Genomic DNA, 14,600 nt, shown 5'->3' on the forward strand with positions numbered 1-14,600 from the left:
AGTGTGACATCACACTACACGTCATGTCACTCCGTGTCATCACTAGACTGGAGCAATGGGACGTTGGGAGCCGAACACGCGCGCGCGGTTGGAGACCGCGGCGCTCGAACTGTTTCTCGAGCACGGGTTCGCCGAGACCACGGTCCCGCAGATAGCCGCCCGCGCCGAGCTGACGAACCGCACGTTTTTCCGCCATTTCAGGGACAAGCGCGAGGTCTTGTTCTCGGCCGGAGACGACTTTCCGGAGCGGATCACGGGGATCATCCGCGGAGCGCCCAAGACAGACGATCTCTGGGAGCTGGTGCGCTACGGAGTCGACACCGCGGCGCGCAACTTCTTCCCCAATCGGCGCGACTACTTCAGGCTCCGGCGCGCCATCATCCACTCCGACCCCGGGCTGCGCGAGCGAGACCTGGGAAAGCAGGCGGACCTGGCAGCGGCGATCCGTGCCGGATTTCTCGACCTCGGCTACGACGACCAGCAGGCGACAATGGCCGCTCAGGTCTCGGCCGTCGCCATGCACGACGCAATCGACCGCTGGATCGACGACGACTCCGGTGCGCCGCTCGAGCACTTCGTTCGGCGCAACCTCGACACCATCCAGGCGATGGCGCGCGCCGCAGGGACGTCTGCGTGACCTACCCCGCGTCGAGCCCGTTGCGGAACGCCCACACCACGGCCTGCAGCCGGTCTCGGGCGCCGATCTTCGCCAGCAGGCCGGCCAGGTGGTATTTCACCGTCGACGCCTCGATGAACAGGCGGGCGGCCATCTCCTGGTTGGAGAGGCCCTCGCTGAGCAGGCGCAGGATGTCGAGCTCGCGCGGCGTGAGCGACTCGGCGACGGCGTCGGTGCTGCGGTCGGGCGACGAGCGACGGCCGGCGAACTCCGAGAGCACACGGCGGGTGATCTTCTGGTCGAGGGTGCCCTCCCCCGCGGCGACGGACCGGATCGCGCCGACGAGCGCCTCCTCGTCGGCGCCCTTGAGCAGGAACCCGGCGGCACCGGCCTCGAGCGCGCCGAAGACGTAGTCGTCGAGGTCGAAGGTGGTCACGACGAGCACGGGGATGTGCCCCTCCTCGTCGGAGGAGAGCAGCCGCGTCGCCTCGATGCCGTCGCGTCCCGGCATCCGTATGTCCATGCACACCACGTCGGGTCGCAACGCGCGGGCCAGCTCGACCGCCTCGTAGCCGTCTTTCGCCTCGCCGACCACCTGGATGTCGCCGGCCGCCTCGACGATCACCGTGAAGCCGGCGCGCACGATCGCCTGGTCGTCTGCCACTACAACGCGGATCATCGGTCGCTCTTCTCTTCTTCGGCTGCCGACGCGTCGGTTGCCGATGCGTCGGTTGCCGACGCGTCGGTGTCCGATGCGTCGGCCGCCGGGTCGGGCGGGGGGAGCCGCAGCTCGGTGCGCCAGCCGCCGTCGGGCGTCGGTCCGACGCTCAGTTCGGCGCCGGTGAGGGCCGCGCGCTCGCGCATGCCGATGAGCCCGTGACCGCCGAGCGGCACGGACACACCCCGCGTGACCGGCCGCACGTTGGTGACGCTGATCGTGGTCGCGGCGGCGGCGCGGTCGACGCGCACGGTGCACGCGGCGCCGGGGGCGTGCTGGCGGGCGTTCGCGAGCGACTCCTGCACCATGCGGTACGCGGCCGACTCCGCGATCGGGCCGAGCGGCACGGGGTCTCCGGTCCACTCCTCGTGGATGCGCATGCCCGCGTCACGCAGCCCCGCGACCAGCTGCGGGATCTGCGCGATCGAGGGCGCAGGCGCGAGGTCTCCACGGTCGTCGGAGCGCAGCAGCCCGACGGTCTGCCGCAGGTTGGCGAGCGTGTGCTGGGCGTCGCGGGCCACGGTGCGCATGTAGTCGTGAGCGCGGTCCGGCTCGGTCGCGACGAGCGCTCCGGCGGCCTGCGCGCCGATGATGATGCCCGAGAGGTGATGCGCGGCGATGTCGTGCAGCTCGCGCGCCATCAGGGAGCGCTCGGCCTGCACCGCGTCGTGGGCGCTGCGTTCGCGTTCCCGCTCGGCGGCCTCCGCGCGCTCGCGCAGTGCGAGCACCGTGCGGGCCCGCGAGGCGACGAGCTCGCCGACGAGGGCGGGAACGGCGAAGACGAGGGCGGCGCGCAGGGCCGCGAACAGCAGCTCCCAGCCGTCGGGCACGGTCGTGTCGGTGACGTACGACCGCCAGGCGACGATGGTTGAGACGAGGGCGGCGCCCGCGAGCCAGGAATAGGCGGATGCGCCCCGCGCCCGACGGCACACCGTGTACGCGGCGACGACCACCGCGGGCGTGCCGACTCCGAGCGTGCCGTCGGACACCACGAGCAGCGCGACGTCGACCGCGGTCGCGACGAGCAGCACCGCTATCGGAAATCTCCCGCGCCACCAGAGCGCGACCGCCTGCACGAGCACGAGCACCACCGCGAGGGCGCTCGGCACCGGGGGCAGGGTCTCCCCCTCGGCGAGGTACCGGCCCGCATCGGAGCGCAGGTAGGCATCGGCGAGGGTTCCGGCCACACCCATGACCGCGACGAGCACGACGGGGGCGACGCGCCAGAGCCGCGACAGGTCGCGGCCCTGGCTCTCGTCGTTGCTCATGGGCTCATTCTGCCCTGACACCGGCGTCCGCGCCCGATCACAGGTCGCGGCGGCGCAACGCGATGGCGGCGGCCGCCGTCACGATCCCGACGATCGCCGCGAGGGCGGCGAGCGCGAGCAGGGGCTCGAGTGCTGCGTCCCCGGGCGCCGCCATGCCCGCGCGAGCGAGCGACAGCGGCAGGATCTGAGCCCAGACCGGCAGCGAGCCGGTGACCAGCTGCACGAACCCCTGAAGGATCGGTTCGCCCACGAGCACGACGGCGACCACGATGGACGCAGCGATCTGGCCGCGCAGGAGAACACCGACCGCGAGCCCCAGCAGTGCGAGCAGCACCACGGCGATGACCCCTCTGCCCAGCGAGCTCGCGATCTCCGCGGGCTGCAGGGCCAGCTCGGCGGGCGAGAACGCGACCAGCGAGAGCAGCACTGCGAGGGAGACCGCGGCGAGCGCGACCCCGAGCACCGCGGCCACGATCGCGGTCGCCGCGACCTTGCCGCCGAGGATCACGGTGCGGGCCGGCCGCGCGAGCGCCGCGCCGAGGATGCCGCCGTGGCGGAAGTCGGTGGTGCCGACGATCAGGCCCAGGGCGAGTACGGCGATCGTGGCGATGCCGATCGAGCCCGAGGACCCGCTCGCGCCGAGCACGTCGAGGGCCCCGTACTGGAACCCGGTCGAAGAGGTGTCTACCGGCCCCAGCTCGGCGCGCGCCGCCGGCTCGTTCGCGAGGATCGAACCGGCTGCGATGGCCGGCAGCACCGTGACCAGCAGGATCTGGGTGATCAGCAGGCCGCCCAGGGCCACGGCGAGCGCGACCCAGGTCGAGCCGACAGTGCGCATCTTCATCAGTTCTGCGCGGATCATCAGCGCACCTCCGCGTTCTCGGCGGTGAGGTCGAGGTAGTAGGCCTCGAGGTCTCCCCCGTGGTGCACGGTGAGGTCGTCGACCCTGCCGGAGCCGACGACCCTGCCGCGAGCGACCACCACCACCTCGTCGGCGACCTGGGCCACCTCGGCGAGGATGTGCGACGAGAGCAGAACGGCGCCGCCGCCGGCCGCGAAGCCGCGCAGCATGGTGCGCAGCCACCGGGTTCCCGCCGGGTCGAGCCCGTTCGCCGGTTCGTCGAGCACCAGCACGCTGGGGTCCCCGACGAGCGCGGTCGCGAGCGCCACACGCTGGCGCATTCCGAGCGAGTAGGTGCGGATCGCCCTGTCGGCCGACTGGCCGAGACCTGCGTCGTCGAGCAGCGGGTCGACCCGTGCCGCGTCGACGCCCGCCATGGCCGCGGCGATGCGCAGGTGCTGGCGCGCCGTGCGCCCGGGGTGGAGGCCGCCGGCGTCGAGCACGGCACCGACGGTGCCGACCGGATCGGCGAGCTGCGCATACGGGCGCCCATGGATGCTCGCCTGGCCGCGGTCGATGGATGCCAGCCCGAGCAGCATCCGCATCGACGTCGTCTTTCCTGCGCCGTTCGGGCCGAGCAGTCCGAGCACGCGTCCGCGCGCGACGGTGAAGCTCACCTCGTCGACGGCGACCGTGTGCCCGTAGGCCTTGTGCAGTCCGTGGACCGCGATTGCGGGAGTGTCGTGTGTGTTCATGTTTCCAGCGTGGATGTCGCGGGGCCGCAGCACCCCCGCCGCAGGTCGAGTCCTCGTCCCGTCCGTTTGGGTGAACGTGACCGTGGGAAGAACGCGGAAGGGGACGCCACCCGAAGGCGGCGTCCCCGTGCGCGGGCGAATCGCGCGTCACTTCTCGCAGAACGCGGCATCCACCGTCTCGGTCACGGATGTGTAGGCCCCCATGAGCCGCTCTTCGTCGTCGACGTCGATGAATCCCCACGGCAGCGAGGTCACAGCGACGGTGAACGCGGTTCCGTCGGCGGAGACGCCGTTGCGGGTCTCGAAGCCGTGGATGTCGCCGCCGTGTCCCCACACGACACCGCCGCAGCTCAGCGGGTAGCTCTGTAGTCCGAGTCCATACTCGGATCCCGGCCACAGCTCGTCCTCGCTCGGCACGCTCGTCTGCATCTCGGCCATCGTCGCCTCGTCGAGGAGGCGGCCGTCGAGCACCGCACGCATGAACTCGTTCAGGTCGCTCGGGGTGGCGATCATCTGCCCGGCTGCCCAGCCCCACGAGGGGTCGAGCCGGGTCGCGTCGAACTGCTCGCCCTCGGAGTCGACGTGGTAGCCGGAGGGGTGCTCGCCCCGGAATCCCTGCTCGCCGACGGTCGGGAAGTAGGTGTGCTCGAGGTGGAGCGGCTCGATGATGCGGCTGGTGATCTCCTCGAAGATCGGGCGCTGCGTCAGCTTCTCGATGAGCAGGCCGAGAAGCACGTAGTTGGTGTTGCTGTACTCCCAGCGCTCTCCCGGCGCGAAGTGCGCGGGCTGGGCGAGCGCCAGGTCGATGAGGTCGCGCGGCGACATGTAGGCGTGCTGGATCTTCTCGAGCGCGATGGCGATGCCGGTCGTGTACTCGGGGAGACCGCTGGTGTGCTGGAGCAGCTGCCGCACGGTGATCGCGGAGCCGTCGATGCCCTCCCCTCGCACGAGGCCGGGCAGGTACGACTCGACGGGGGTGTCGAGCTGCACGAGGCCCTCTTCGACCAGCTGCAGCACGACGACCGCCGTGTAGGTCTTCGTGTTGCTCCCGATCCTCACCTCGCCGTCGACGGGCACCTCGGAGCCGGTCGCGATGTCGCCGACGCCAGCGACGTAGTCGTCGTGCTCCCCGTCGGGATGGGTGACGGAGGCCAGTGCCGCGGGGAAGCCGAGATCGACGAGGCCGTCGAGCCGCTCCTGCACGACGGTGCCCGTGGCGGAGTTGCTGGGGAGTACCGCGCCTGCGCCCCACCAGGCGCCGGCGACGAGCGCGCCGGCGGCGACGAGGCTCGTCGCCGTCGTGACGACGACGCGCTTGCGAGACTGCTTCGGACGGTTGACTGGGGTTGGGGTTCCTGTGTCTGTGGTCATGAAAACAAGCCTTGCCGCGACACCCTGTCACCGCCCCGGCCGCGCGAACGGGATGCGGCCTCGACTTGAGGAGGGGGTGACGCCGACGAGGCCCCGGGCAATCGCCCGAGGCCTCGCCGACGGACCGCTAGTACGAGGAGTAGACCGTCACCTCGTCGATCGACCACCACTGCGGGGCGGCGCCGGTCTGGGTGATCCGGATGTACCGTGCCGAGGTCGGCGTGATGGAGATCGGCCGCTTCCACCCGTACGCGATCCCCGTGGCGGCCGTCGTCCAGTTCGTGCCGTCGGTCGAGGTCTGCAGGTCGAAGCCGCGTGGGTAGTCCCAGGTCGAACCCGACGGCGTCTGCACGGTGACCATCGCGACGGTCCTGTTCGCACCCATGTCGATGCGATACCACTCGCCGCCCGTCATCGCCTGGCCGCTGCTCCACGACGCGGAGTTCACGCCGTCGATGCCGCCGGCCGCCGACGTGCCGGGCGCCGTCGACGACGCCGTCGCCGTCCAGCCGGAGTGGGCGACGGCCACCGGCGCGAACGTGGCCGAGCCGCCCGCGTACTTCGCCAGCGTCGCGACGAACCGCGTGTTCTGGGTGAAGTTGGCGGTTCCGAACCTGCCGACCTTTGCGACGAACGTGGCCGAGTTGTCGCTGTTGATGATGGGCACGGGGTTCGGGTTGTTGAAGTACATCCCCCAGTAGGCGAATCCGTCGTTCGCCGACCCCTTCACCTTGTAGGTCCACGCCGACCACGAGACGTTCTGCGCGTTGAGCCCCGCCATAAACCGCGACCACACGTCGTCGTTGTAGTAGAGCGAGTACTCGCCGTACAGAATGGGGACGCCGGGGTTCGAGAGCTTCGCCGGCAGCCCGGCGAGCTCGTTGGTCACCAACTGGTTCTGAGCCGTCCAGTCCTTCGAGTTGGGCATGTCGTACGGGTGATACTCGTACACGACATTCGTCCATCCGTAGGTCGACGGCGCCGCGATCGAGTTCAGGCCGAAGAACGCACCGAGGAAGATCGTGTGGTCGGGATCGATGGCGCGCACCGCGTCATACAGCCGGTCGTAGTAGTCGCTCTTCTGGGCCACGTCGTCGGCGTCTTCTCCGTAGTCGATGAGGGGCTCGTTGATGAGGTCGTAGCCGGCGACTCCGGGATTACCCTCATAACGGGTCGCGATCGCCTGCCAGATGTCCTCGGTCCAGTCCTGGTACGCGGCGTTGCCCCAGAAGCCGTTGGGGTTCGGCCCGATCCGGCCACAGCTGCCCCACGGGCATCCGCCGCCGGGAACGGTGTGCAGGTCGATCAGCACGTACATGCCCCGTGCCGACGCCTCATTGATCACCCAGTCGATCTTCGTCCAGGGGTTCGACTTCCACGTGCCGTCGACGTTGAGGAAGGTGTTCCAGCCGATGGGCACCCGGATGAAGTTCATCCCCGTCGCGGCGATCTTGTCGAGGTCGGAGGCCGTCAGCCAGGCGTCCTGGTGGGCGTTGATCACCGTCTGCGCTCCTGCGGCACCGAATCGCGATGTCAGCGTGTTGTTCAACGAGTAGTCGTCGTTGTAGAGCCCGGCCGTCAGCTCGCCGACCGACCACCATTGAGCGGATGTCCCGGTCTGCACGATGCGGAAGTACCGCGCCGCCTGCGCGACGAAGTGGATCGTCGTCGCCTTGCGGGTTCCTGCTCCCGATGCGACCGTCGTCCAGGTCGAACCGTTCTTCGAGAGCTGGAGGTTGTATCCGCGCGGGAAGTCCTGCTCGTCTGTGGAGTTCTTCGCGGTGTCGGTGGTCACGTTGTTCATCGTGATGAGCGCGCCCATGTCGACGCTGAGCGTCTGCCCGTTCGTCTGGGCGGCGCCGGTGGTCCAGCGGGTGCCCGTCGAGTTGTCGACGACGCTCGCCGGTGCTGCACCGACGGACGAGGTGACGACCCAGCCGCCACGGTCGAGGTTGTTGCCCGAGGAGATCGCTATCTCGGCGATGGACCACCACTGGGCGGCCGTGCCGTTGGAGGCGATGCGCAGGTAGCGCCCGCCCTTAGCGCCCTGGAAGTCGGCCTGGATCACCCGGTTGGTTCCCGAACCGCTGGCCACGTGGGTGAAGTTGACGTTGTCGTAGGAGGTGTAGACGTCCCAGATGCGCGGGAAGTCGTTGGGCGCTGCGGCCCCGGAGTCGAACAGCACCTTGTCCATGTCGACGTTGCGTCCGAGATCGATCGTGTAGGTCTGGCCGGGCGCCTGCGCGGCTCCGCTCTGCCATGCGGTCGCGACGTCGCCGTCGAGCGCCAGCCCGGGGGTGGTTCCGCCTGCGGTGGCCGACGCGGTGGCCGTGTGCGGCCCGTTGAAGAGCACGGGGTCGTTGAAGAGGTTGATCTCGCCCACCGACCAGAGGGCGCCGGCCGTGGCGGTCTGCGACACGCGCACGTAGCGCGCGACCTGCGGGCTGAACTTGGCGGTCGTCACGCCGTCGACGCCGGGCTGGCTGCTCGCGCTCCTCCAGGTGACGGCGTCGCTGGATGTCTCGATGGTGATCGTGCGCGGATACTGGCCGGCGTTGTTGGTGTTGTCGACGGAGAGGCGGTTGAACAGTGTCGGGGCGCCCAGGTCGAGCCGGATCCACTCCGCCCCGGTCTGGTTGGAATTGGTGGTCCACCGCGTGGTGGCCGCGCCGTCGAGGGCGGCGCTCGGGGTGCCGGCCGACGCCGTCGCGGCCCAGCCGCTGCGATCCGCGGCGAACTCGCCGAGCGGCGACATCCAGTCCTCCTGGGTGAGCCACCCTCCGACGTTGGTTCCGCGCAGATTGACCGTCGCGCCGGTTCCCGATCCCTTCTTGAGCACCGATCCGCTGGCCTTGATGAAGTCGGTCGCGGTGATCGCCGCGGCCTCCGCCTCGAGGGGTGGGGTTGCGAACGTCGTCACCAACGCCGCCGCGACGAACGTCGCCACTATCATCCTATTCTTCATGATCCTCCTTGACCACTACCAAGCGCTGTCGGGAACTCGCGCGCGGACGCTCGTCCACGGCCATAGCCTCCCAGAGAGCCGTCGCTTTGTCCACTGTTTAAAATAAGTCGTGAATAAAGCGGATGCGACGCCTCGTCGGCGCACGCGGATGTGGCGGAGTCAGGCGCTGATGTGCGTTCCGCGCGGTTGGTTGACCACCGCGTTGAGGGGCAGGATCGCGGCGCCGAGCGCGACGGTGTCTCCGCCGAAACGACTCGCGGAGAGCTCGAACTGGGAGCCGGGCCGGTCGAGCGCCTCGGCTCTGATCGCGGACTCGATGCGCGGGGCGAGCGACTCCATCAGCCGCAGCCCGACCCAGCCGCCGATGATCACGCGTTCGGGGTTGGTGAGGTTGACGAGTCCGCCGAGCGCGGAGCCCAGCACTGCGACGAGTTCCTCGACGACCGCGGAGGCGACGGTGTCGCCTGCGGCGTCGGCGGCGAGCAGATCGCCCACGGCACGCCAGCCGCTGCCGTCGAAATCGCCACCGGCCTCGCGCCACGCCTCGAGGATCGAGTCGGCCCCGAGGTAGGCCTCGACGCATCCGCGCTTGCCGCATCGGCACAGTCGCCCGCCGTGGACGATCCTGACGTGCCCCCACTCGCCCGCGCTGCTCCTGGATCCGTGTGCGAGCTGCCCGTCAGAGATGATGCCGAGACCGACACCGCGGCCCATCAGCACCACCAGGGCCTCGCCGACCCCGCGGGCCGCCCCGTCCCACAGCTCCGCCATCGCCTGCGTCTTGGCCCCGTTCTCCGCGAAGATCGGGATGTCGTGCGAGACCAGCTCCGTGACCGCGACGGCCGGCCACCCCTGGCTCTGGGCGTAGAGGATCTGTCGGCCCGAGTCGTCCGTCTCGACGATGCCCGGCAGGCCCAGACCGAGGCCCACCATCCTGTGCCATGCCTCGGGATTGCGTTCGCGGAGCGCAGCGAGCGCCTCGTCGAGGTCGCGACCGATGGCGTCCACGGGCTCGCCCTCGCGTCCGCCGCGGAACTCTATGTCGATGCGTTTCATCGAGAGGTCGAACAGTTCCACTGCGACGCCGCGCTCGCCGACGTCGGCGCCCAGCAGGTAGGCGCCTGCGGGGTTGGGCTCGATGAGGGTCGTCGGCCGCCCGCCGCTCGACGCGACGGTGCCGGCCTCGAGAACCAGGCCCTCGGCGATGAGCTCGGTAACCAGGTTGGTCACCGATGCGACCGACAGCCCGGACTCGCGGGCGAGCTCGGCACGTGTCGTGGATCCGGCGAGGATGATGCTTCGCAGCGCCTGCGAGCGGTTGCGCTGGCGTACGTCGCTCACCGTTGCGGGCGCTGAGGTTCCGGCGGCAGCGGATCGCGTGGTCATGGTTCCAGAACCTATCAAGTTCTCGGGCTCCCCATCACCAGCCGCGAGAACGTCGACTCCGCCGTCGCGACCACGCGGATCCCGCGTTCGCTCTGCTCCACTCTCGTGGTCGCCGCGGCTCCGATCACACGCACGTCGGCGGCATCGACATCGGTCATCTCGAACTCGAGCCAGTCCCCCGCCTCGAGCGTGACGACCAGCTGCTCGTCGCTCGTGTACGGCCTCCCGTCGGTCTGTTCGAACGGGTTGGCCGGGTGGTCGCCGGGCGACGCCCACGCCAGGACGACGGCGTCGGACTCCCGGATGCCGTCGATCGTCGCCGCAGACGCGGACGAGTATGACTCCTCCGGTCCGCGCATCCCGAAACCCCACGCCGGCACGACGATCGGATGCTCGGCGAGCAGGGCGGCGACGACGTCGGGATTCCACCCGCTCGCATCGAGCGACATGTTCGCGAGCAGTCCGTCGAAGATGCTGGCGGCGTCGGCCACCTCGATCCGCGGGTCCGACGCGGCAGCGACGACGCTGTCCCATCCCTCGGGCGTCTCGATGGAGACGGGAGACGTGGCGGTCTCCACCTTCTTCCACGGCCAGAAGTTCCAGCCGATGTCGTGCGACTCGTAGAGCCTGAACGCCGTGTACAGCCACTCGAGGGTGTTCTCGCCGCCCTCACCCATGTAGATCGGCAGCCCCAGCCGGTCTCGGACGTCGAGGAACTGCGCGATGCTCTCGGTGTCGGGCGACGACCAGTACTTGTGGAACTGGAGCAGGGAGTTCTCGTCCCAGACCTCGGTGAAGATGCTCCAGTTGGTCGCCCAGTGCGAACCCTCGTAGACGATCAGGTGGCTCGCGTCCTGCTCCCGGATGACCGCGGTGATGTCCTTGTACAGCTGCGCGAGCTCGTCGCCGTAGACGTGCTGCCACTCGTTCGGCAGCGGTTCGTTGAGCAGGTCGTAGCCGAGCACCACCGTCTCGTCGGCGTAGGTGCGAGCGAGGTCGCGCCACAGACGGATGGTGAGCGACCGGTACTCCTCGGCCATGAAGAGCTCGGGCTTGTTGTTCGGCGAGTCGTCGATGTTGGTGCCTGTCTGCCCTCCTGGAGCACCGTGCAGGTCGAGCAGCACCCACAGCCGGTGCTCTCGGCACCAGGCGATGAGCCGGTCGATCATGGCGTAGCCGCTCGCGCGGGGCGAGCCGTCGTCGTTCTGGATCAGCCGCGAATTGATGGGGAGCCGCACGTGGTCGAAACCGCTCGCTGCGATCCGCTCGATGTCGGCCTCGGTGATGTATCCCGCGTAGAACGACTCCCAGAAACGGAGCGCGGCGGCTTCCCCCAGCAGACGAGTGGTCAACGCCTCGATCTGGCGCGGCGACTCCGCGCCCTGCCCGAACTTCCACATGTAGCCCTCTGGCAGCATCCAGTTGCCGAGCCCGACCCCGCGCAGCAGCAGTTCGCGGCCCGACCCGTCGAACAACCGGGCGTCGCGGGCGTGCACGAAGCCGTCGAAGGAGGCGGGACGGCGGTGGAAGGTCGGCGCGGCTGCGACGGGGGAAGCGGTGAACACGGTGGCTGACTCCATTGGTTATTTCAATCCGGACAGGGCGAACCCCTGAATGACGAAGCGCTGGAAGACGACGAAGACGATGAGGATCGGGATGACCATCACCGACGCCGCGGCCATCTGCAGCGAGGGGTTCACGGCGAGCTGCTGGTTCAGCAGCGACAGCCCCACCGACAGGGTGTAGAGCTTCTGGTCGCTCGCGATGATGAGGGGCCAGAGGAAGCTGTTCCAGCCGGCGATGAACGTCAGCACGATCTGCACGGCGAGGATCGGTTTCGACATGGGCAGCACGATCTGCCAGAAGGTGCGCCACTCGCCCGCGCCGTCGAGCCGGGCCGCCTCCAGCATCTCGGTGGGGATGGTCGACATGAACTGCCGGAAGAGGAAGATGCTGAACCCGCCGACGAGCGTGGGAAGCGCGATGCCGATGAGCGTGTTCGTGAGCTTCATCTGGTTGAGGATCAGATAGGTCGGGATCATCGTCACCTGGATCGGCACCATCATCGTCGCGAGGACGAGGAAGAACATCCACCGCTTGCCGCGGAACTCGAACTTCGCGAAGGCGTACCCGGCCATCGCCATGAGCACGAGCCCGACCATGCCGATGGCGACGACGGCGAGCGTGTTCACCAGGTAGCGGCCGAAGTCCAGCTCGGTGAACAGCATCCGGTAGTACTCGAGAGTGGGTTCGTGCGGAAGAACCGACGGCGGGAAGTCGGTGGACTCGCGCTGCGGTTTCACCGACGCGGAGAGCATCCAGATGAACGGGAAGGCCGTGATGAGCGCACCGGCCGCGAGCACCCCGCCGATGAGCACGGTGAGCCAGCGCGTCTTGCGGGCCGCCGAGCGGTCGGACCGGCGCATCCGGAGTCCGAGTCTTCTAGTAGTCATCGTCGGCCTTCCGCGCCCGGAGCTGCACGAGGGTGATGACCGCGATGATCGCGAACAGCACGATCGACCCGGCGCTCGCGTACCCGAACTGGTTCATCCGGAAGCCCTCCTTGTAGAGGAATATGGACACGCTCGTCGTGGCGCCGAGCGGACCGCCGTCGGTCAGCACGAACGGCTCGTCGAAGAACTGCCCCCAGGAGATGATCGTCGTCACGGTGACGAAGAAGATGGCGAATCGCAGCAGGGGCACAGTGATCGAGAAGGTCTTGCGCCACTCACCCGCCCCGTCGAGCGACGCGGCCTCCAGATAGTCCTTCGGCACGCCCTGCAGCGCCGCGAGGAAGATGATGATGTTGAGCCCGGTACCTCTCCACACGGCGACGAGGGCGACCGAGAACTTCGCCAGCACCGGGTCGGAGAGCCACTGCACCTGTTCGACCCCCACGAGCGAGAGCAAGTAATTCAGAAACCCGAACTGCGTGTTGTACAGGTATCCCCAGATCAGCGAGATCGCGACGATCGCCGTGATGGCGGGGATGAAGTAGAACGATCGCAGTGCCCGGAAGAACGGGTGGTCGCTTCGGTTGAGCAGCAGCGCGACGGCGAGCGAGAGCACGACGACCGCGGGAACGCCGACCGCCGCGAAGATGCCCGTGTTGGTCAGCGCCTGCCAGAAGTCGGCGTCGCCGAACAGCGTGACGTAGTTGTCGATACCGACGAACTTCACGTTTCTGATATTCGCGAACGCCGAGATGTTCATGTTCGTGAAGCTCACGGCGAGCGCGACGAAGATGGGGAACACTCCGAAGGTCACCAGCAGGAGCATCGCCGGCGTGACGAAGAGATACGGAGACAGCCTGTTGCGCACGATCGCTCCTTTCGAGACGGTGGACGGATGGCGGAAGGGGCCGACGCATTCGCAGCGACGGCCCCGCTCTGCTAGTCGACCGAGAGACCCTCGGTCTTGGCGAAGAACGCGGCCAGCGCCTCGTCACGGTCGGCGCCGGTGAGCGCGATCGCGTTGAGCGCGTTGAGCAGCTCGGTGCCGACGGCGCCGTCCCAGTTGGACACGAGCGGCAGCACCTTCGACGAGGCGAGCTGCTCGGTGTATACGGCCACGTTCGGGTCGCTGTTGAGGTCGGCGTCGTCGAGCGCAGAACTGACCGTCGGGAGCTCGCCGCTCAACTCGTACCAGTCGAGCTGGGTCTCGGGCTGCGAGAGGAACTCGAGGAGCTCGAGCGACGCCTCCTGCTGGTCGGTGTTGGCCCACACGCCGAGGTTGGAGCCGGCGAAGAGGGAGGTCGACGAGTCCTCGGCCGGCAGGAGGCTGGCCTGCCACTTCCCCTCGAGTTCGGGCGCGCCATCCGCGATCGCCTTGCCCAGGTACGGTCCGCTCACGAGCATCGGCGCGACACCGGAGATGAACCCCTGGGTCTGGTCGAAGTCGCCGTTTGTGGGAACACTGCCGTCGGCGTACAGGCCGGTGTAGATGTCGACCGCCTTCTGGAACTCGGGGGTGTCGAAGTCGACGTTGCCCTCGGAGTCGATGACGTCGCCGCCGAGGCTCCAGGTCATCTCCACCGGCAGCGGGGCGTCCCACTGCGGGATGTAGTAGCCGAACTGGCCGCTGCCCCGACCGGCGAGTACCTTCGCGTCGTCACGCAGCTCGTCCCAGGTGGTGGGCGGCGCGTCGATGCCGTTCTCGGCGAGGATGTCTGTTCGCGTGAAGAGCACACGGGTGTCGCTGACCCAGGGGATGCTGACGATCTGTCCGTTGACGGATGTCGCATCGCCGCTGACCCCGGAGGGGAAGTTGGCGGGGTCGAGGCCGGCGTAGTCGCCGATGAGGTCGTCGAGCGGGAGGAGCGCGCCGGCGTCGGCGAAGGTGCGCAGTTTGGACAGGCCGATCTGCAGCACGTCGGGCCCGGACCCGGATGCGACCGAGGTGGTCAGCTTCTCGTCGATGCTGTCCCACGGGATGGCGACGACCTCGACCTCGTGGCCGCTCTCCGTCACGAACGGTTCGACGAGCGATTCGAAGTTGGTGCCGGAGTCGCCCATGACCCACACGGTGAGCGGCCCGTCTGCCTCGGCGGTGCCCGGATCGGATGTGCAGGCGGCGAGGCTCAGGGCCAGACCCGTGATTGCCACGGGAGCGAGGGCCTTGGTCAGTATTCTCTTCATTGAGTTTCCCTTTCTAGGTGCAAGTAAAGCGGGATTTGGCGCT

General features: G+C 68.7%; 12 protein-coding genes. 1 reads left to right on the forward strand and 11 read right to left on the reverse strand.

The features are described from left to right. Positions 1-55 precede the first annotated feature (55 nt). A complete protein-coding gene (locus ABIE21_RS10775; protein WP_354024820.1) occupies positions 56-637 on the forward strand; it encodes a TetR/AcrR family transcriptional regulator in 582 nt (193 codons plus the stop codon). Position 638: 1 nt separating this feature from the next. On the opposite strand, the gene ABIE21_RS10780 is transcribed toward ABIE21_RS10775, so the two are convergent. The 11 genes from ABIE21_RS10780 to ABIE21_RS10830 form a co-directional block, all read right to left on the reverse strand. Next, on the reverse strand, positions 639-1,295 hold the full coding sequence (locus tag ABIE21_RS10780) for a response regulator transcription factor (RefSeq protein WP_354024821.1): 657 nt from the start codon (positions 1,293-1,295) through the stop codon (positions 639-641). Beyond that, entirely contained in the window at positions 1,292-2,602 is a 1,311-nt protein-coding gene (locus ABIE21_RS10785) for a sensor histidine kinase (protein WP_354024822.1), read from the reverse strand. The genes ABIE21_RS10780 and ABIE21_RS10785 overlap by 4 nt, the downstream gene beginning before the upstream one ends. Positions 2,603-2,639: 37 nt before the next feature. Next, positions 2,640-3,464, reverse strand: a complete 825-nt coding sequence (locus ABIE21_RS10790) for a hypothetical protein (RefSeq protein WP_354024823.1) — start codon at positions 3,462-3,464, stop codon at positions 2,640-2,642. Next, positions 3,464-4,198, reverse strand: a complete 735-nt coding sequence (locus tag ABIE21_RS10795) for an ABC transporter ATP-binding protein (protein ID WP_354024824.1) — start codon at positions 4,196-4,198, stop codon at positions 3,464-3,466. Before ABIE21_RS10795 ends, ABIE21_RS10790 begins: the two co-directional genes overlap by 1 nt. A gap of 147 nt (positions 4,199-4,345) precedes the next feature. Next, complete coding sequence (locus ABIE21_RS10800) at positions 4,346-5,569, reverse strand: serine hydrolase domain-containing protein (RefSeq protein WP_354024825.1); 1,224 nt, start codon at positions 5,567-5,569, stop codon at positions 4,346-4,348. A gap of 127 nt (positions 5,570-5,696) precedes the next feature. Beyond that, positions 5,697-8,534, reverse strand: coding sequence for a discoidin domain-containing protein (locus ABIE21_RS10805; protein WP_354024826.1), 2,838 nt, complete (start codon positions 8,532-8,534; stop codon positions 5,697-5,699). Positions 8,535-8,693: 159 nt separating this feature from the next. Beyond that, a complete protein-coding gene (locus ABIE21_RS10810) occupies positions 8,694-9,920 on the reverse strand; it encodes an ROK family transcriptional regulator (protein WP_354024827.1) in 1,227 nt (408 codons plus the stop codon). Positions 9,921-9,934: 14 nt separating this feature from the next. After that, positions 9,935-11,500, reverse strand: coding sequence for a glycoside hydrolase family 5 protein (locus ABIE21_RS10815; protein WP_354024828.1), 1,566 nt, complete (start codon positions 11,498-11,500; stop codon positions 9,935-9,937). Between the two features lie 3 nt (positions 11,501-11,503). Beyond that, positions 11,504-12,373: a carbohydrate ABC transporter permease gene (locus tag ABIE21_RS10820; RefSeq protein ID WP_354024829.1), complete on the reverse strand. Its 870-nt coding sequence runs from the start codon at positions 12,371-12,373 to the stop codon at positions 11,504-11,506. Further along, positions 12,363-13,241 carry a carbohydrate ABC transporter permease gene (locus ABIE21_RS10825; protein ID WP_354024830.1) on the reverse strand — a complete coding sequence of 293 codons (879 nt, stop codon included), beginning with the start codon at positions 13,239-13,241 and terminating at the stop codon, positions 12,363-12,365. The genes ABIE21_RS10820 and ABIE21_RS10825 overlap by 11 nt, the downstream gene beginning before the upstream one ends. A 71-nt stretch (positions 13,242-13,312) precedes the next feature. Beyond that, complete coding sequence (locus ABIE21_RS10830; protein ID WP_354024831.1) at positions 13,313-14,557, reverse strand: extracellular solute-binding protein; 1,245 nt, start codon at positions 14,555-14,557, stop codon at positions 13,313-13,315. Positions 14,558-14,600: the final 43 nt, after the last annotated feature.

The sequence above is a fragment of the Conyzicola nivalis genome (assembly GCF_040548875.1).
Taxonomy (GTDB): domain Bacteria; phylum Actinomycetota; class Actinomycetes; order Actinomycetales; family Microbacteriaceae; genus Conyzicola; species Conyzicola nivalis_A.